This is a genomic window from Cytobacillus oceanisediminis, from assembly GCF_003182355.1.
Classification (GTDB): Bacteria; Bacillota; Bacilli; order Bacillales; family Cytobacillaceae; genus Cytobacillus; species Cytobacillus oceanisediminis_A.
In genome coordinates, this window is sequence record NZ_QGTW01000007.1 from 220,700 (window position 1) to 240,396 (window position 19,697).

Genomic DNA, 19,697 nt, shown 5'->3' on the forward strand with positions numbered 1-19,697 from the left:
TTAATAAAAACGCCTGCGGCTGCAGGCGTTTTTATTAAACCAATATTTCATTTGCGGCTTTGGCGTAGACGCTGAATAAATCATTCCTCGGCATTCTCTCACCACAAAAATGACTGAAGTCAAATGGAAAAGACAGGCCGAATTCTTTAAGAATTTGCACATTTTTTACGAAAATGGCTTCATATTTATCTTCCTGCTGGGGGGATTCCAAAATAGCCATTAGCGTTTGCAGTCCTGCAATAACCTGGTAAGCCTCCTTTAATGTCCCAAAGTATTCAAAGTGCCTTGTAGAAGTATGTAAGATCTTCTGCTGCTCAAATTCTCTTATGTCATCATCTGTGAAATAAAGAGGAAACACATTTGAATAGAATTTTTCAATTAGCTCCATTATTTTTTGTTCCTGATCAGGAGTTGATGCAAATACAACCTTCACTGATAACCCACCTTTGTAATCCTTGTAATCAGTTCGTAATATATACTTAAGAATATCATATTCTGAAAGCCCTTTAGGGTGGTAATTATACCCATGGATGAGGTATTTGTTGACAAATTTTCCTCCTGCGGAAATAGTTGGCATACACTCATTTCTGCAGAAATGGTCCTAAAGTTCTATATTACCCCCATTTATAGTAAAACGAAAGTAAGTTTTTGATTATTACAATAATTTTTTTCTGTTCTTTCTCCTTTTAACAGTAAGCTTAAAGGGCTAATATATTATTGTAATTAATTTATATGAGAAAAAAGCATGATTATTCAATAAGGGTAAGGAGTAATTTATGGTAAAAATAAAAAGATTTGGTGAATGGTGTGAAATTTTGGTTCCTCCCGAGTGGGAAGGTTACACAGTGGACTTTATTTTCCGCACCCTCTGGTCAGCACCTAAGAAACAAGCACATACTATGAGAATGGAAAAGCGGGTTTTGGTCAACGAAGAGCCGGCAAACTGGACAAAGTCCTTACATACTGGCGATAAATTAAGATTGCATTTTTTTCAGGAAGAAGATTTTGGAGTCATTCCTTCTTACCTGGATGTTGATGTTTTATTTGAGGATGACCATTTGCTGGTCTTAAATAAGCCTGCAGGCATGGATACACATCCTAATTCCCCCGGGCAAAACAATACACTTGCCAATGCGGCAGCCTTTCATCTGCAAATGCAGGGTGAAAAAAGAAGTATTAAACATGTCCATCGCTTGGACCGTGATACGACTGGAGCTGTTCTATTTGCAAAACACTCCTTAGCGGGGGCTATCATGGATAAAAAGCTTGAAGAAAGAGAAATAAAGCGTACATACTTGGCATTGGCACATGGCAAGCTTCAGCAGAAAAAAGGGACGATCCGTGAATCAATTGGCCGTGACAGGCATCATCCTACCAGAAGAAGAGTTTCACCTAAAGGGCAGCCTGCAGTGACAAACTTTGAATTAATAGAAACGTATTCCAGGGGAAATCTTTCCCTTATTAAGTGCCGGCTGGATACTGGAAGAACACATCAAATTCGTGTCCATTTAAGCCATCTGGGCTACCCGCTTGCAGGGGATTTATTATATGGAGGGCAACCCGTTTTTCCCCGTCAGGCGCTGCATGCAGTTAAGCTCGAAATTCCACATCCTTTTTCCGATGAAACAATTGTCTGCCATGCGCCTTTTCTTGATCATCCCGAGATTTTTAAAGGGGTTGATCCTTACGCCTTTTGATGAATGGTCTATACAGAAAGTGGATGAGACGTCCTTCATAAAGGTATTAAAGGATAAATTTTAGTTAGTTAATTAGCGGGATGTCTTCATAAGGGGCATCCAATGACAAATTTCTCCAATACTGACTTTGAATATAGCCAAGAACGCATTCGAGTCAGTTTTTTTGTGGGAATTTCTAATCCGATTTCCCAAAGCTTAAAACTTGTTCTTTTCCTTGAAGATCATATCAACATAAAAAAGAAGCCCCATACAGGGACTTCTTTCATTTAGTTACTATTAGTCATGAGATTTGCGCATAGCTTTCATTACAAAGCTTACGATGAATACAAGCAGGATAGCACCAATTAAAGCAGGAATAATAGCAAAGTCCGCTACGACTGGACCCCAATCACCAAGAATTAATGAACCTAACCAAGCACCAATGAAACCTGCGATAATGTTACCGATAATTCCGCCTGGAATATCTCTGCCAACGATCATACCTGCTAACCAACCAATGATACCACCTATAATTAATGCCCATAAAAAGCTCAACATTTAAAATCACTCCTTGTTAGTTTTTAAAATCAGTTTCTGTTCAGATTAAGATTTTCATTCAGTAGCTGCGCAGCTTTTGGTGATCTTATCTGCTTGTACAATTAAATTACCCATCATTCCATTTCTAAAACCATTTTTTTAAAATCTATTCTACACATTGCTGCCTAATAAAAAAAAGCACCCCTAAGGATGCTAAGCTGACGGTGATTGCGCAAGATCAAAAGGTATCCGGATCTGGCCCATATCTTTCGTTTACATTTAATTGATTCAATTGATTCATCTCAGCCGAGCTTAACTCAAAATCGAAAATATCAGCGTTTTCCTTCAGCCTTTCCTCATGGACTGATTTTGGAATAATGATAATGCTGTTCTGGAGATGCCATCTTAGGATGATCTGGGCGGCTGACTTGCCATGTGTGTGCGCAATTTCCTGAATCACAGAATCGTCCAATACCCTTCCTCTGGCAATCGGAGACCACGCTTCTATTTTAATATTGTTTTCATCACAAAAAGCCCTCAGTTCCTCCTGCGATAACCGGGGATGAAGCTCAACTTGATTGACTACAGGCTTTTCAGATGAGTTTTCCATAATTTCCTTTAAATGATGGATTTGAAAATTGCTTACGCCAATCGCTTTTACTTTTCCATCCTTGTATAGCTCTTCTAGGGCTTTCCATGTATCAAGGTACTTTCCTTTAACAGGCCAATGGATCAAGTATAAATCTATGTATTCCAAATTAAGCTTCTTTATGCTTTTTTCAAACGCAGCAAGTGTCTGTTCATAACCCTGCTCCGTATTCCAAACCTTTGTCGTAATAAACAGCTCTTCCCTCGGCACACCGCTTTCCTTGATTGCTTTTCCTACCCCTTCTTCATTTTCGTAAAAAGCGGCAGTATCAATCAGCCTGTATCCTAGATTAATTGCCTTCTTAACGGTCTCTTCAACCTGCTGACCTTCCTCCACTTTATAAACACCGAGGCCAAATTGGGGCATCTCCACCCCATTATGCAAAGTTAAAGTACTGTAGATATCCTTCATAACCTGGATCAACTCCTTCACTGCTTTATTCCTTCATTTTAGCATTTGCTTAAACAGAAGACCTAATAGTTAGACTTCTGTAAAATAATAAAGCGATTGCCTGAGGGAAGCAATCGCCTATCTATATAAACGGCAGATGCCGGGATTATTTATTCGTAGCATTTCTAATCCTCGTTTTCCTGCTGCATCTTATTGCCATTTTTTATTCTGTATGGATGTTCTTCCCGATGAAAAAATGTCCTAAACAAAGGACAGAGATCTTTTTATATATTTTTTAAATTCTTTTTTCAACCAAAAAACAGCGGCTGCTTTAAAAGGGGGCAGCCGCTATTTTAGGTATTTAGCCTAATATGAAATTGTCCTCTTCCAGCCCATAAAAATACAATCGGTGAAGCGGCCGTGTCATAGCAACATAAAGAAGCTTTATATCCAGCTCAGATTCTCTCGAAAATTTCTCTTCAATCGACAGAACCATGACCGCATCAAATTCGAGCCCTTTGGCTAAATACGAGGGCACGATAACGATTTCATCCTTCGGAATGCTTTCCTGCTCCTGCAGCAGCTTAAAAGGCAGCTCTCCATGTTTCTCAAAAAGAGAGTGAAGGAGCTTGCAATCCTTCATCGTTTTTCCGATCACCGCAAATGTTTTATAATCTTCTTCCTTTAATGAAGTTACCTGGTTTTCAAGCTGCTTTACAAGCTCTTGACCATCTTTTCTTTTTATAAACTCAGGGCTTTTTCCATGGCGGACAACTGGTTCAACTTCGGGAAATGAATAGGGAAGCAGCTTTAACAATTCATTTGCTTTTTCCATAATTTCAATTGTCGTACGATAGCTTTTCTGGAGTTCGGTATAGGTTGCGCGGGGAAAAATATAATCAAGTACTTGCTCCCAGCTTGTTAGTCCCCTGTATGAGTGGATTCCCTGTGCCAGATCCCCGACAAGTGTAAACATATCAGTATCCAGCGCTTTTTTTAGAGAAAGAAGCTCCATAAAGCTATAGTCCTGTGCTTCATCGATAACTATATTTTTTGCCCGGAGCTCTTTAGGGATGCCAAAAAGGTTTTCCTGTAAATATAGCATTAAAGCAAGGTCTTCTCTCTCATAAACCTTTTTCTTAAATAATTTCTGATTGTACTCGCAAAGCAAGCCTGCATCTTCTTCTGATAACTTCCCTCCAGACATTTTTGATAGGCGGTCCGCATCCGCAAATAACTCCTTATAATATCGGATTAGGCTTTTTTTCGGAAATTGCTTCATATATTTTGGCACAGCGGTTCTTATGCTCTTCTTTATTTCTTCGAGCCTGTCTGCTTTTTTATCAAGGGCCTCTGAAACATATTCCCTTCTTTTATCCGGATCTTTCCCTCTGTAGAGGGCACGCTCAATCCGTTCATCATAATAGGTTTCAATTTTTTTTATGATGTTTTTCTTTTTCTTTGCCAGGTCATTTTGAAGCACTGCTTTTAGTTTATCCAGCCTTCTATAAAGGGGAAGATACTGATAATCATCCTTAAAAAGCTGGATGAATTTTTTATGGCTGAACAGCCGGAACTTATCTACGGTAAAATCCTCTCCAGGGTAAAAACTCTTATAAATATCCTTTAAGTAATTGCTGAGTATGACTTGAAAGACAGGCGATCCTTTGATGGACGAGGCCCAGGCAGCAAGCTGTGTTTCTTGGGTATCATTACTTTCAAGCAGCCTCACTAATTTGTTATCCTCAGCCATCGTGAGTTTCTCTCCCATGCAAGACTGTACATATTCCTGATAGGTTGTCTGGCGGACTCTTTCTACACCAAGTTCCGGGAGTGCTTCTGAAATATAATCGATAAAGAGCCTGCTCGGTGCGAGAATCATAAGCTGCTCGGGGGCGAAATTTTCTTTGTACTGATAAATGAAGTAGCTTATCCTGTGCAGAGCAATCGTCGTTTTTCCGCTTCCCGCTGCTCCCTGCACAATGATAGGCTTATTTAAATCAGCACGAATAATTTTGTTCTGCTCTTCCTGAATCGTCGAGATAATTTCTGTGAGGCGGTTGCTTGAGCTTTTTGAAAGTGATTCCTGAAGCAATTCATCTGTTGTGGTTAAATCAATATCACGGATTTCATCAAGAATCCCGTCTTCAATCATAAATTGGCGCTTTAATGAAAGATAACCATGAAAGCTTTCTTCATAGGAATCATACTGAACCTCTCCAAGCCTCCCTTCATAGTATAGATTGGCAATCGGAGACCGCCAGTCAACTATAATCTGCTCTTGATTTTCACGGGAATATAAAGAGGTTTTTCCTATGTATAAGATTTCTTTTTCATTAAGGTCATCCCGAAGAAAATCAACCCTTGCAAAATAAGGCTTTTTTCTGGCATTTTTCAATTGCTTTAATTCATCCTTGGACATTTCAAAAAAGCGGGCATTCGTTAATAATGAAGAATAACTCAAACTGGATTCAAGCCAATCAATGTCTTCGAAAGCTTCTTTCATGTTCTCCTGGAACTTGTCTTTGCTGGATTCGGATGTCTTAATCACCACGTCAATATAACGTTTCGTGAATTCCAGCCGCTGAATCTCCTTTTGAAAATCGGGGTGCTCATGTTCAAATGACATATGTTTCTCCTTCCCAAATTTTTTCAGCCGCAATGGAGAAATACATATGAGCGTACGGTGGGCAGAAAAATATATTATCAGAAAAGTCTGCATTGAGCAAGCGGGATAATTATTGGTACCTGGTACCACCCGAATTTTGTCGAATTTCAGCTTTGATATACATTGGTATATAGTTTATTTTATAATGAAGGAAAAACTCACTTTTTAGGAGGTGATGGAGATGGCAATTGTGATTGCATTGCCTGATACTGCAGCGTCTCATGCAAAGCCTGATATTGCTGGCGATACTTTGCATGAGGTGGTAATTTTTTAAATTATATCGCCCATCAAGCTATCATTTCTGATATCGGCTTTGCACCTTATTGATTTTTAGATACAAAAATAATAAGGAGCTGGCAGAAATGAGTTATGTAAAGGCAAATGCTGTTTTACCTGAAAACCTGATCGCGGAAATCCAAAAATATGTCCAGGGTGAGGCTATCTATATTCCAAAGCCCGAAAAGGCCCACCGTAAATGGGGTTCCCTCTCCGGGGCGAGAAAAGCTTTGGATGAAAGAAACCTGTCGATTAAACACTCTTTCAAGAACGGCAAAACAATCAGCCAATTAGCAGAGGAATATTACCTTTCCAGTGAAACGATCAAGAAGATTGTTTATAAAAATTAGGCTTTTTCGAAGTCATTATTAATTTTAGTACCTGTTGATTGGGGCGGAAGGTGCGAGATCCCCGAAAATGCATTTGCATTTCCTTCGTTAGGTGCTTATCAAAGTCCTGCCAGGAGCTTGGAGAATCCAACGGAGCAAGAAAGATTGTTGAAAAGGAACTTATGGCCATTGGGAGACCCCGCAGCTTGCACCGAGGAGGCTCCCGGACCGCCTGCGAAAAGCGATTTCTTGAGCGGAAATCAACAGGAAAAATTAACAGAGCCAAAAAAAAAAGCTATGAAAAGCACTGACCGATTTTGTTCAGTGCTTTTTACCTGTACCGAGTTCATTTCCTAATTGTTTTATACATTTACAATATCAGGCAAATCTTTTAAAGTGAAAGAGATATGTTGGGTGCTGGATGTATAGGAGTGATGATAATGGAACCTTTCATGAGAAATGATCAATACAATTTTATTAAGTCACAGGCACAGGTTTTAATTAATGGCCATGCTTCTGTAAATGATACTGGGGTGCTGAATGCACTGAAATCTCTTTCTGCAGAAAAGGTCTTTAGCCTTTTTGAAGAACTAACCGAAGACCAAAAACGGCTTCTTGATCCCATCATTGAGATAAAAGAAAGAGAGCAGGCCGAGGCATTCCTAGCCGAAATAAAAGGATATGTAATTCCTTTTAAAAATTTAACGGACCAATCCATCAAAAAGCTGTTCCCTAAAGCGAAAAAACTAAAAATGCCCGCACTCGAAGATATCGATTTCCGGGAAATCAGCTATTTGGGCTGGAATGATAAAGGCACCAACAGGAAGTATATAATCAGCCTGCAAAATGATAAATTGTCAGGTCTGCACGGAACTTTTAAGCCAACAAGCAAAAAAGGAATATGTGCTATCTGCAATAAGTTTGAAGAGATCGGCATGTTTCTGTCCGAAACAAAAGGATCTCAATTGGGCACATATACAAAAAGAGGCAATTACATCTGCCAGGACAGCCAAAAATGCAATGAAAATCTGACTTCACTGGACCAGCTTAACGATTTTGTCGGAAGGCTGAAAGGCTAAAGACACAAAAGGAGCCGCGCTTAACAGCAGGCTCCTTTCTTTTATCCCAGATATTTTCTTTGAAAATCAGCAATGCTTTTATATTCATTTTCAAACAGACGGGATAATCGGATATAAATCGGCATTAACTCCCGATACACTTTCGCACTCTCTTCTTTTGGCTGATGGCTGTAAGTTGCACCAACCATGTCAGAGACGATATTCAGGTCTTCAATCTCACCTAACGCATATAAACCAAGAATAGCCGCCCCAAGGCAGGAACTTTCATAGCTTTCCGGAACCACAACTTCCTGGTTGAAAATATCCGCCATCATCTGGCGCCATAGCTCTGACCTCGCAAATCCCCCGGTTGCCTGGATTCTCTTAGGTTCGCCTGTAAGCTCCTCCAAAGCAAGCAAAACGGTATACAAGTTATAAATAACCCCTTCAAGCACAGAGCGGATCATATGCTCTTTCTTATGATGAAGGCTTAGACCGAAGAAAGATCCTCTTGCATTGGCATTCCATAAAGGTGCACGCTCACCGGTCATATATGGATGGAAAATTAGGCCGTCTGAGCCCGGTGCAACGCCTGATGCAATTTTAGTAAGGACATCATAGGGATCGATTCCGAGCCTCTTGGCTGTTTCAACTTCCGAAGCAGCAAATTCATCGCGCACCCAGCGGAAAAGCATGCCTCCATTATTTACCGGCCCGCCAATCACCCAGTGCTTTTCTGTAAGAGCATAACAGAAAATCCTGCCTTTCGGATCGGTTACCGGCTTATCAGTCACAGCACGGATCGCACCGCTTGTTCCAATAGTGACTGCAACAACTCCAGGGTCTATCGCATTAACACCCAGGTTGGAAAGAACGCCGTCACTGGCACCTGCAATAAATGGAGTATCCTTATCCAATCCCAAGAGCCTGCTGTATTCTTCCTTCATTCCTTTTACAGAAAAGGTAGTGGGAACAGGCTTTGAAAGTTTTTCATCTGATATCCCCGCAACTTTTAAAGCTCCTTCATCCCAATCGAGCTTTTCCAAATTGAACATTCCTGTTGCCGATGCAATTGAATAATCAACAATATATTCTCCAAACAACTTGTAAAAAACATACTCTTTAATGGAAATAAATTTATAAGCACGCTGAAAAAGATCCTGCTGTTCATTTTTCAGCCAAACAAGCTTTGAAAGAGGCGACATTGGATGGATCGGAGTCCCGGTCCTTAAGTAAATTTCGTGGCCATTCATTTCCTGTTTAATCTTGTCTGCCCATTTTGCACTGCGGTTATCAGCCCAAGTGATGCTGTTAGTCAAAGGCTGGCCTTCTAAATCAACTGCAATAACGCTATGCATTGCTGAACTGAAGGACACGCAAGTAACTTCCTCCGGGCTGACGTTAGCCTCCTTCATACACCCTTTAATGGTTCCAAGGACAGCCTGAAAGATCTCATCCGGTTCCTGTTCGGCCGTTGAAGGATTGGGTGTATGTAAAGGATACCCGATTGTAAATTTTCCAAGGACCTGCCCTTTATGATCAAATAAAACCGACTTTGTGCTTGTTGTACCAATATCCGTCCCTATGACATATTTAGTCGCAGCCATGTTAAATAATCTCCTTTCATATAGAAAAGTTAAACAACTGTAAGTTTTAGTAACAATTCTCATTTACAATAGAAGAAGGAAGCAGCTCTATAAAGTCGCCCCTTCCTTCTCAACATTATATTTTAGGCAATAAAGAAGCCAAGTATAAATACTGTCGCAAATCCAACTAAAGCAATTAATGATTCCATTACCGTCCATGATTTCAGCGTATCTTTTACATCAAGGCCAAAGTAGCGGTTAACAAGCCAGAAACCTGAGTCATTTACGTGAGAGAAGATCGTTGCACCGGCAGCAATTGAGATAACAATTAGGCCCAGTACTGGTCCTTCGAGTCCCATCGTTTCAATGAGCGGCGCAATCAGGCCTGCTGCTGTAACCATCGCTACCGTCGCTGAACCTTGAGCAACACGAACGAATGTTGCAATTAAAAATGCCAGTAAAATTGGAGGCAGTGCAGAAGCAGCCATCATATCTCCCAAAACCTGTCCAACACCTGAATCAATAAGTACCTGCTTGAACACACCGCCGGCACCTGTCACAAGAATAATGATTCCAGCTGGCTCTAAAGACTTTGTTGCAATATCTTGTACTTCCTGGCGGGAGTAGCCGCGTTTAGTTCCAAGGCTATAGAACGCCAATAATGTAGCAATGGTCAAAGCAACAAACGGATGTCCCATAAATGTAAAGAATGATCTAAGCGCATTCCCTTCCTCCAATAGAACGCCAGATACAGTGTTTACCAGAATAAGAACAAGCGGAATAAAAATAATGCTCGCAATAAGTCCAAAGCTTGGAAGCTCTTTATCATACTCTTTTTCTTCAATTTGCATGTATTCAGGAACAGCTACATGAATTTTTTTCGCGATATATCTTCCAAATAACGGACCTGCAATAATCATAGAAGGAATACCGGCAATAACACCAAATAAGATGACCCAGCCAAGATCCGCACCAATTAAATCTGCAACTGCAATCGGTCCTGGGGTCGGCGGGATGAAGCTGTGTGTAACAGCCAAACCAGCCAATAGCGGAATACCATAGTAAAGCAATGATTTCCCTGTTTTCTTTGCCAACCCATAAACGATTGGTACCAGTATAATGAAACCAACATCAAAGAATACTGGAATCGCTACGATAAAACCCGTAATACCAAGCGCCCATTGCGCTTTATCTTCACCGAATTTTTTAATCATTGTCTGTGCAAGCCGTTCAGCACCGCCTGACACCTCAAGCATACGCCCAAACATCGCACCAAGACCAACAACAACCGCTACGAACCCCAGAGTTCCACCCATCCCGTTCTGGACTGACTGTATAACATCACCCAGTGGCATTCCTGCGGCAATACCAACTAGCAAACTGACAAGCAGCAAAGCTACAAAAGCATGAAGCTTTGTTTTCATAACTAGGAATAATAGTGTAAAGATACCAGCCATAGCCACTAAAATCAACATTGAGCCTGACATTTCATTTCCCCCTTTTATCGTTGAAGCGTTTTCATTTTGTATAAAAAATAGAGATTGAAGTCTTTATCTTTATTTAGCAGGGCCCTGGAAAACCAGCCTCTTTTTAGACAGGTCTTCCAGTTCCCTTGAAATTTATTTCTTTTCTACTGCATGCCCGCCAAATTCATTTCTTAAAGCAGCGACTACCTTACCTGAGAACGTATCCTCTTCCAATGAACGGTAACGCATCATTAGGGACATTGCGATCACAGGAGCAGCAGTTTGAAGATCCAGCGCTGTTTCAACTGTCCATTTGCCTTCGCCTGATGAATGCATCACACCTTTAAGGCCATTAAGCTTTGCATCCTTTGAAAAAGCATTCTCGGTTAATTCCATCAGCCATGAACGAATGACAGAACCGTTATTCCAAACTTTGGCGACTTTTTCATAATCATAATCAAACGGACTTTTTTCAAGGATTTCAAAACCTTCAGCAATGGCCTGCATCATGCCATACTCGATTCCGTTATGTACCATTTTTAGAAAATGGCCGCTTCCTGCTCTGCCGGCATACAAATAGCCGTTTTCAACTGTTATATCCTTAAAGATCGGCTCAATCGTTTTGAATACGTCTGCATCTCCGCCAATCATGGTGCATGCGCCGTTGCGGGCGCCTTCCATGCCGCCGCTTGTTCCGCAGTCAAAGAAATAAATTCCTTTTGCCTGCAGCATTTCCGCCCGGCGCAATGATTCCTTATAATTGGAGTTTCCTCCGTCAATTAGGATATCCCCTTCTTCAAGCAGAGCAGATGTTTCCTCAATAACTGCCTCTGTAATATCGCCTGCAGGTACCATCAGCCACAACACACGCGGCTTTGAAAGACTGCTGACCAATTCTTTAACTGATGAAACTCCCTGAATTCCTTCAGCGGATATTTTTTCGCTTAAACTGCTGTCTTTATCAAAAGCTACTACTTCATGCCCATGATCTTTCAGATTCAGGGATAAGTTGTAGCCCATCTTTCCAAGACCAATCATTCCTACTTGCATAAAAGCCTCCTGGATGAAGAAAATTTTTTTCATTTGTGATTTCATTATACAAAATATTTTTCTATTTGCAATCGTTTTCAAAAAAATATTTTTCTTTTATAATAGAATTAGAATTTAGAAAGCGTTTTACCTAAAAGACTCCTACCTTCGCCTTAATGATTTTTTCACTAATATCGGATTTCATAATAAAATTTATTCTAGGGAGCTGCCCATATGGTTCATGACAACCTTTATTGTTTTGCCCGAATCAAAACCCATTATGCAAAATTTAGTGATAAAGAAAAGAAAATTGCGGATTATATTCTCGAACACCCTGAGAAAATAGTCCACAGTTCGATTAACCAGCTTGCAGATGATCTTGGCATTGCTGACTCAACAGTGTTTCGTTTTTGCAAGCGAATTGGCTTTAAAGGCTATCAAGCTCTTAAAATAGCATTGGCATCTGAAATCGTAACTCCCATTAAGGACATCCATGAGACCATTAATGAAGACGATGAAGTGCTCACTGTCTCTGAAAAGGTATTCCGCTCCAACATCAAAACTCTGGAGGACACCCTGCAGATACTGGGTGGGGGAGCCTTTGAGGATGCTGTGGATATGATTTTAAATGCCAATAAAGTTGAATTTTTCGGGAGCGGCGGATCAAGCATCATCGCTATGGATGCTTACCACAAATTTATCAGGACCGGAATTACCGTGTTGGCGAACAGCGATTCTCATATGCAATTAATGTCCGCATCGCAGCTAAACGAGGATGACGTTGCTGTCTTTATTTCACACTCTGGCACAACAAAGGATGTCATCCAGGTGCTAAATGTCGCAAAGGAAAATAAAGTGAAGACTATCGCCATCACGAACTTTGCCAAATCACCTCTCAGCCACAAGGTGGATATCTCACTTTATACAGTCGCTGAGGAAACAGATTACCGCTCGGAAGCTCTTTCTTCCCGGATTGCCCAGCTAAGCATTATTGACGCCCTTTATGTAAACGTCATGATGGCAAGAAAAGAAGAAAGCAAAAAAGCACTCCACAAAATGCGGAATGCCATTTCTGTAAAAAGGATATAGGGCAGTTGAACTGCTCGGATGAGTTCAAAATCAAGCACCTCGACTGCTTTTGACTGCGCTTGTCACATGGTGCAAGGCACGACGGGAGCGGAGTTGCCATATCAGGGCTTTGAGCTCCGCAGGAGGCTGATGTCAAAGACAGCGATCCTTTCTCATCAGGTTAAAGGCAGGAGAAACCCTGCCTTCTTTTTTATTTCACCAGCTCCTCAAAAAGGATCTCGGAGAAGGCTTTATATCGCAAGACTTTCTCATGAAAAGTAAGGAAGTCTGTAACATCATTGGGCACAGCTGCACAGTGCATTCCCGCCATTATTGCGGCGATCGATCCATTGGCCGAATCTTCAATAGCAATAGCTTCTTCAGGCTTTACACCCATTTCCTCGAGTGCCTTTATGTACAGGGCAGGATCCGGTTTTACTTTTTCAACATCTTCTTTAGTTTTGATGATCTGAAAATGTCTTTCGATCCCAAACTCCTTTAAGTAATGAAGAACCCACTCTCTTCCTGAACTAGACGCTACTCCTAGCTTAAGGCCTTTTTCAGCAAACTTCTCTATAAGCTCCTGAACCCCTTCTCTTAAAGTCAATATATCTTTTTGACTATGAAAAACTTGTTCTGTTTTCTCCTTTACCGCATTTCGGTTGATGGAAATTCCATGCGTGCAGTCAATATAATCAAAAAGGATATCATCCGTGGTGCCAATGCATTTCGCGAACTCCTCCAGCTTGAGCTCAAATCCGTAGTCTTTAGACAGAACATCTTTAAACACCTTAAACCATAAAGACTCTGTATCTACGATCGTTCCGTCAAAATCAAATATAACTGCTTTAATCATCCAATCACCCCGTCTACAGTTTTCGTTACCTTAAATTAGACGCTTCTTTTCTTTTAAAGTTTCCTTTATTTACAAAATACCTCAGGAACAATATCTGCTTCTCAGCTCTTTTTATTAAGGCTCTATTAAACTTGCCTGTTGGTTTCTGGTCTTGGCTCAAAGATTTCAAATTAGCAAATATAAGCAAAACCCTATTTCCTTGTCATTTTGTCACTAGTGTAAAAGCATTCTTCCTTATTAATCAACCGAATCCGGCAAAAATATTACGAAGCACCTGCGAAAACCGGTTCCTGCAAGATATTTGTACACAGGTAAAGGGGATGCATTGTCGGTATATGCTTATAGGCTTTTTTACTATTTAAGGATGATACAATCCTAATAAATCAATAATATAAATAAGCACTTGAAATATAGCACAAAAACGAATATTATATTAGTTGTGTTTTCAAATGTTCGTGTTTTTCACTTGCACATACATGCCAAAAAGAAGTTTCACTTTATGGAGGACTTTATATGTTCAAATTAAAAGAAAATCAAACAAATGTGAAGACTGAGGTTCTCGCGGGGGTTACAACTTTTTTAACAATGGTTTATATAGTCGTTGTAAATCCTGTCATTTTATCTGATGCCGGCGTTCCATTTGAACAGGTTTTTTCAGCGACCATTATTGCAACAGTTGTGGGTACTCTTTGGATGGCTTTATTCGCCAATTATCCGATTGCCATCGCACCAGGAATGGGCCTTAACGCTTACTTTGCCTACTCAGTAGTGGGCACCCATGGAAATATTGATTATATGACAGCATTCTCCGCCGTCTTTATTGCAGGTATTATCTTCATTATCTTGTCTCTTACTCCTTTCCGGGAGAAATTAATAATCGCGATTCCAGATAATCTAAAGCACGGAATTACAGCCGGGATTGGATTATTTATAGCATTTATCGGGTTGCGTTTAACTGGGCTAATTACAAGCCACCCAACTAATCTTGTAGCGCTTGGCGACCTGCATTCTCCTCAAGCAATCCTTGCGCTCGTCGGACTGGCAGCTACCTTGATATTGATGACGCTTGGTATTAATGGGGCCCTGTTTTTCGGAATGATCATTACTGGCGTGGTTGCCTATTTTACCGGGCATCTTTCTTTTGAACAGGGCTTTGTATCACTCCCAACTCTTCCGGATGGAATCATTATTTTAAATCCGTTTGAAGCTATTGGGGATGTGATCCAGCATAGTTTGTATGCAGTTGTTTTCTCATTTCTGCTTGTTACTATTTTTGATACAACTGGAACGATGATTGGAGTTGCCCAGCAGGCAGGATTAATGAAAGGCAAAACGATGCCTCGAGCTCGTGAAGCGTTATTATCTGATTCTATTGCTACTTCTGTGGGCGCCATGTTTGGTACAAGCCCGACTTCAGCTTATATTGAGTCTTCCACTGGGGTCTCTGCCGGCGGAAGAACTGGATTAACTACTTTAACTGTTGCAGGCTTATTCCTTCTATCTGCTTTCTTCGGCCCTTTGGTCGGTGCTGTATCAGGACTTGCAGCCATCACGGCACCTGCCCTGATTATCGTCGGAAGCCTGATGATGGGAAGCATCTCCCACATTCGATGGAATGAGCTGGACGAAGCATTCCCTGCATTCCTAATCATTTTAAGCATGCCGCTGACATCAAGCATCGCTACAGGAATTGCACTTGGATTTATCGCCTATCCGTTAATGAAAGTAGTAAAAGGAAAATGGCGTGAAGTTCATCCGCTCGTTTATTTATTTTCAGTGCTATTCTTTTATCAGCTTGCGTTCTTGCCTCATTAATTCACGGGCAGAAAACACTGCAACGTATTAAAAAAGCTTGTCCACCTTGGGCAAGCTTTTTTAGTATTTTGGAATGCATCACTTCTATTTTACCTGCATCCCCTCATAGTCTAATAATAAAGATAGGACAAGTTAGGGTGATGGCTTATATTCGAAAAGCTGATTGCAATTTTATTAGGAAGTTTTTTATTGGGCATCGGCATTAATGGATTTCTGGTGCCTCACCATTTGCTTGATGGCGGCATTATTGGTATTGGGCTGATCCTCCATTACTATTACGAGCTGCCCACAGGTTTGAGCATGATCGTTTTAAGCATTCCCTTATATGTACTTGCCTGGTTTTACGAGAAGAAATATTTTTATTATAGTCTTCATGGCCTCCTCGTCTCATCGCTTATCATTGATCTTCTTGCCTATATGCGAGGCCATTTTGAACTCGCTGTCCTTCCAAGCGCTATTATAGGCGGCTGCTTGGTCGGATTTGGAATCGGGCTTATGCTCCGCTATGAAACCAGCACCGGAGGAACCGACTTACTGGCCCAGCTGATGACAAAGCTTATTCCTATCAACATTGGAGCTTTAATTTTCGCAATAGACGGATTAGTCATCTTAAGCGGATTAAAAATAGTCGGAGTTGAAAAATTCCTTTATTCTTTTATCACCATTATTTTTGTAGGGGCCATGACATCTTTAACGGTCATTAAAAAAGCCGAACCGCGTTAAAGAAAAAAATGGCAGGTACCAGGTACCTGCCATTTTTTTCTTTATGCTTCAGCTTCTATTTTATTATCCATATCGCTATAGATATTTCCGTCGATTTCACCGGTGATTCGGCTGGTCAGGATTCCGGATGTCATCGATCCGCTTACGTTTACGGCTGTACGGCCCATGTCGATTAGCGGTTCAATCGAGATAAGCAAGCCGGCTAGTGCAATTGGAAGATCTAATGCAGATAATACAAGAATCGCAGCGAAGGTTGCACCGCCGCCGACACCTGCCACACCAAAGGAGCTGATGGCTACAATAAGAATGACAGTTAGAACAAATCCTGGGGACAGCGGATTAATTCCTACCGTAGGTGCAATCATAACTGCCAGCATTGCCGGATAAATACCGGCACATCCGTTTTGTCCGATGGAAAGTCCGAATGAGCCTGCAAAATTGGCAATCCCTTCAGGAACGCCCAAAGATTTTTGGGTTTTAATATTTAAAGGTAATGCGCCTGCGCTTGTTCTTGAAGTAAAGGCGAAGGTCAGTACCGGAAACGCCTTTTTCATATAAGTTATAGGATTCAAGCCGCTCATTGTTAGAAGCATCAAGTGAATCAGGAACATAATTCCAAGCGCAACATAGGAGGCGGCAACAAATTTACCCAAATTTAAAATAGAATCAAAGTCACTCATTGCGACCGTTTTGGTCATAATCGCCAGAACACCATAAGGAGTTAAACGCAAAATCAATGTAACTACGCGCATGATGATAGCATAGAAGGCATCCACGATTTTTGCGAAAAGCTCTGCTTGCTCAGGTGCTTTCCTTCTGGCACCTACATAAGCAATTCCCAGAAATGCTGCGAATATGACTACTGAAATAGTGGATGTTGGCCGTGCCCCCGTAAAATCAAGGAATGGGTTGGCAGGGAGTAAATCAAGCATTTGCTGCGGGAAGGTTCTTCCTTCAATGCCCTGATATGTTTCTTCAAGCTGTTCTCCGCGGGCTGTTTCTGCATCTCCTCCACTGATTTGAACTGCCTCTAAATCAAAGCCGACAGCCGTGGCAATTCCGACAGCAGCAGCTACTGCTGTTGTACCTACAAGCAGTCCGAGGATAAGGACGCTGATTTTCCCGATATTATTAGTTAACTTGAGCTTCGTAAAAGCCGCCAGAATTGAAATGAAAACAAGCGGCATAACAATCATCTGCAGAAATTTAACATAACCTCCGCCGACTAAATTAAACCAGTCTGCAGATTTTACAATGATTTCTGATCCTGCACCATAGATAAACTGAAGGACAAAACCAAACAAAATTCCTAATCCCAATGCAGTAAACACCCGCTTTGAAAAAGAAATATGCTTTTTTTGCATATAATACAAGCCGGATATAAGAACAAGCATAATAGCAATATTTAAAACCAAAAGACCTGTAGTCATTGGATATGATCCTCCCAAAAAATTTATATTTTAATAATGACTAACTATAATACATGTATTCCTATGAGTCAAGTCGGAATTAAAAAGTATTTTCCTTTTTTCCTGTTTTGCTTTTAAATATATTCTTTTGGGCTAAAGATGGTTCTTGGATTTTTACTTTTCAATATAAAATTAGAAATTAAAGTATTCCATCAACCATTAATTCGTTGAGGCGTTGTCGAAATTTATCTATTAATATTGTATAGCTATAAATTCTTTAAAATAGGTACAAAGCTTTAGTAATTGTACGATCTCTAACGAAAAGAAAGGTTATTAAAATGAAGGATTTACTGCTTAACCTCCTTCTTTTATTTATGTTGTTATTATTTTTCCAGCTTATTGTGGTAGACAGGCTGAATTCATTGTTTGTTAAATATCAAAAAATCTTAATTTTTATATTGGTATCATTGGCTGCTATTTCTCGAGCATGGCCCCCGACTAACTGAAGACGCTGGGTGAGCCCTATTTTTCCACCAAAGAAGGAAAAGGCACAGGAAAACCCGGCATAAGTCATACCGGGTTTTTTAGTCCACTTTTTTTCAGGTTTTACGAAACTTCATTAAATGCCTGGGAATACTTGACCGTCCCCTCTATCCCATCTAGCGCCCCTTCTGTTAACTCGAGAACCATAAAGACATTTTCAGGGACAGGAAAGGGCGGATTTATGCCAAATTTTACAGACGGTTCAAAACCGAATCTGGGATAAAATTCAGGATGGCCTAATAAAACGATATGTTCATATCCCAATTCTTTGCACCTTTCTAAACCGGCCTTAACTAAAGCTGAACCAATACCCTGGTTTTGAAGTTCTGGCGTCACTGCCATCAGAGCAAGGCCAATTGTATTTACTATGGCTCCCTTTGAAGTCTCTATCATCACTTCACTAAATAATATATGCCCTGCCACTTCCCCATTTTTCACCGCAACTAAGGATAGTGTCGGGATAAAATGAGGGGAATTTCGAATCAGACTTACAAGCTTCCCTTCGTTTTCCTGGCCAAATGAAAAATTGTTTATCTCGAGATTTTCTCAAAACCACTTGGGTTTTCGGGACGTATCTCTATCATTATAATCCTCTTTCTATTTATTAATGTCCGATAGAGCCTTTGCTTTATCATAACATTCTTCCATTGCAGACAAGACAGCAGCACGGAATCCCTTCTTCTCCAGCTCTGCTACTGCTTCAATCGTTGCCCCACCTGGAGTACAGACCTGGTCCTTTAATTCTGCCGGATGTTTCCCCGTTTCCAAAACCATTTTAGCTGCCCCTAAAACAGCCTGTGCTGCCAGCTGATAGGATTGTTCCCTAGGCAGTCCCGCCTTGACACCGCCATCTGCCAAAGCCTCAATAAACATATAAACATAGGCTGGCGAAGAGCTGCTGATGGCTGGGATTGCATCCATCATTTTTTCTTCCATCACTTCTGCTCTTCCTATACTTGAGAATATTTGAATAACCTCCTCGAGATCCTCTTCAGATACTAATGTATTCGCCGCAATGGCGCTCATTCCTTCTCCAACCAACGATGGAGTATTTGGCATGGAGCGGATTGCCTTTATCTTTTGTCCAAAGGCTTTTTCCAAATAGTCCAAGCTGATGCCTGCTGCAATTGTTATAATGATCGCCTCCGGCTTGATATGGTCTTTGATTTCATCAATAACAGCACTATGAAGATCAGGCTTTACAGCCAGAAATAAGATATCCCTCTCCACTGCCGCCTGTTTATTGGAGAGGCTAATCTCTATGCCTAGTCTATTGTTAACATCCGCGAGCGTTTCCTTTGATTTGGCAGTTGCGATAATGTGCCCTGGTGCTACTGTTTTGGATTTTAAAATTCCGCCAATGATTGCCTGCGCCATTTTACCGCAGCCAATAAATCCAATTTTTTTATTCATGTAGTTACACATCCTGTTATGTATTTGCTTTTGCTATTATACTTCAGCCACTTTTACTAAACAAAAATCTTCACCTGGCAATGGTATGGTTATGAAAAAATGGCATAGGGTAATAGCATAAGAAAAAGATTCAGCTTTAAAGCATTAAGCTGCAATCTATCAAAAAATAGATTCGCTGCAAAGATATCCCTTTGCATACAAAGTTT

General features: G+C 40.7%; 17 protein-coding genes. 6 read left to right on the forward strand and 11 right to left on the reverse strand.

Annotated features, from left to right (window positions below):
- Window positions 1–34: 34 nt before the first annotated feature.
- On the reverse strand, window positions 35–433 hold the full coding sequence (locus tag DFO73_RS14915) for a YhcU family protein (RefSeq protein WP_110065540.1): 399 nt from the start codon (window positions 431–433) through the stop codon (window positions 35–37).
- Window positions 434–776: 343 nt separating this feature from the next.
- On the opposite strand from DFO73_RS14915, the gene DFO73_RS14920 reads away from it, so the two are divergent.
- A complete protein-coding gene (locus DFO73_RS14920; RefSeq protein WP_110065541.1) occupies window positions 777–1,697 on the forward strand; it encodes an RluA family pseudouridine synthase in 921 nt (306 codons plus the stop codon).
- A gap of 276 nt (window positions 1,698–1,973) precedes the next feature.
- On the opposite strand, the gene DFO73_RS14925 is transcribed toward DFO73_RS14920, so the two are convergent.
- The 3 genes from DFO73_RS14925 to helD form a co-directional block, all read right to left on the reverse strand.
- Window positions 1,974–2,234 carry a GlsB/YeaQ/YmgE family stress response membrane protein gene (locus DFO73_RS14925; protein ID WP_110065542.1) on the reverse strand — a complete coding sequence of 87 codons (261 nt, stop codon included), beginning with the start codon at window positions 2,232–2,234 and terminating at the stop codon, window positions 1,974–1,976.
- A 217-nt stretch (window positions 2,235–2,451) separates the two neighbouring features.
- Window positions 2,452–3,273: an aldo/keto reductase gene (locus DFO73_RS14930; protein ID WP_110065543.1), complete on the reverse strand. Its 822-nt coding sequence runs from the start codon at window positions 3,271–3,273 to the stop codon at window positions 2,452–2,454.
- Between the two features lie 340 nt (window positions 3,274–3,613).
- Complete coding sequence (gene helD / locus DFO73_RS14935; RefSeq protein ID WP_110065544.1) at window positions 3,614–5,881, reverse strand: RNA polymerase recycling motor HelD; 2,268 nt, start codon at window positions 5,879–5,881, stop codon at window positions 3,614–3,616.
- A gap of 401 nt (window positions 5,882–6,282) precedes the next feature.
- Between helD and DFO73_RS14940 the strand changes: the two genes are divergently transcribed.
- Together DFO73_RS14940 and DFO73_RS14950 are read left to right on the forward strand one after the other, a co-directional pair.
- A complete protein-coding gene (locus DFO73_RS14940; RefSeq protein ID WP_110065545.1) occupies window positions 6,283–6,546 on the forward strand; it encodes a CD3324 family protein in 264 nt (87 codons plus the stop codon).
- Window positions 6,547–6,965: 419 nt separating this feature from the next.
- The gene (locus DFO73_RS14950) at window positions 6,966–7,604 is read left to right on the forward strand and encodes a FusB/FusC family EF-G-binding protein (RefSeq protein WP_110065547.1); all 639 of its coding nucleotides are present in this window, start codon (window positions 6,966–6,968) and stop codon (window positions 7,602–7,604) included.
- Window positions 7,605–7,645: 41 nt separating this feature from the next.
- On the opposite strand, the gene gntK is transcribed toward DFO73_RS14950, so the two are convergent.
- The 3 genes from gntK to gnd all read right to left on the reverse strand — a co-directional run bounded on the left by gntK (window position 7,646) and on the right by gnd (window position 11,685).
- A complete protein-coding gene (gene gntK, locus DFO73_RS14955; RefSeq protein WP_110065548.1) occupies window positions 7,646–9,190 on the reverse strand; it encodes a gluconokinase in 1,545 nt (514 codons plus the stop codon).
- 122 nt (window positions 9,191–9,312) lie between these two features.
- Entirely contained in the window at window positions 9,313–10,656 is a 1,344-nt protein-coding gene (locus DFO73_RS14960; protein WP_110065549.1) for a GntP family permease, read from the reverse strand.
- Window positions 10,657–10,788: 132 nt separating this feature from the next.
- Complete coding sequence (gene gnd / locus DFO73_RS14965) at window positions 10,789–11,685, reverse strand: phosphogluconate dehydrogenase (NAD(+)-dependent, decarboxylating) (RefSeq protein ID WP_110065550.1); 897 nt, start codon at window positions 11,683–11,685, stop codon at window positions 10,789–10,791.
- Window positions 11,686–11,898: 213 nt separating this feature from the next.
- Here gnd and DFO73_RS14970 point away from each other — a divergent pair, with 213 nt between their 5' ends.
- Entirely contained in the window at window positions 11,899–12,753 is an 855-nt protein-coding gene (locus DFO73_RS14970) for a MurR/RpiR family transcriptional regulator (protein WP_110065551.1), read from the forward strand.
- 190 nt (window positions 12,754–12,943) lie between these two features.
- Here DFO73_RS14970 and DFO73_RS14975 read toward each other — a convergent pair whose 3' ends face one another.
- On the reverse strand, window positions 12,944–13,588 hold the full coding sequence (locus DFO73_RS14975) for an HAD family hydrolase (RefSeq protein WP_110065552.1): 645 nt from the start codon (window positions 13,586–13,588) through the stop codon (window positions 12,944–12,946).
- Between the two features lie 513 nt (window positions 13,589–14,101).
- On the opposite strand from DFO73_RS14975, the gene DFO73_RS14980 reads away from it, so the two are divergent.
- Both DFO73_RS14980 and DFO73_RS14985 read left to right on the forward strand, forming a co-directional pair.
- Window positions 14,102–15,403 carry an NCS2 family permease gene (locus tag DFO73_RS14980; protein ID WP_110065553.1) on the forward strand — a complete coding sequence of 434 codons (1,302 nt, stop codon included), beginning with the start codon at window positions 14,102–14,104 and terminating at the stop codon, window positions 15,401–15,403.
- A gap of 147 nt (window positions 15,404–15,550) precedes the next feature.
- Window positions 15,551–16,126, forward strand: a complete 576-nt coding sequence (locus DFO73_RS14985; RefSeq protein WP_110065554.1) for a YitT family protein — start codon at window positions 15,551–15,553, stop codon at window positions 16,124–16,126.
- Between the two features lie 41 nt (window positions 16,127–16,167).
- Here the strand turns inward: DFO73_RS14985 and DFO73_RS14990 are convergent, their stop codons facing one another.
- From DFO73_RS14990 to proC, 3 genes are all read right to left on the reverse strand, one after another.
- The gene (locus DFO73_RS14990) at window positions 16,168–17,556 is read right to left on the reverse strand and encodes an L-cystine transporter (RefSeq protein WP_110065555.1); all 1,389 of its coding nucleotides are present in this window, start codon (window positions 17,554–17,556) and stop codon (window positions 16,168–16,170) included.
- A gap of 585 nt (window positions 17,557–18,141) precedes the next feature.
- Window positions 18,142–18,612: a GNAT family N-acetyltransferase gene (locus DFO73_RS14995; protein WP_219993435.1), complete on the reverse strand. Its 471-nt coding sequence runs from the start codon at window positions 18,610–18,612 to the stop codon at window positions 18,142–18,144.
- A gap of 63 nt (window positions 18,613–18,675) precedes the next feature.
- The gene (gene proC, locus DFO73_RS15000) at window positions 18,676–19,491 is read right to left on the reverse strand and encodes a pyrroline-5-carboxylate reductase (RefSeq protein WP_110065556.1); all 816 of its coding nucleotides are present in this window, start codon (window positions 19,489–19,491) and stop codon (window positions 18,676–18,678) included.
- Window positions 19,492–19,697 lie beyond the last annotated feature (206 nt).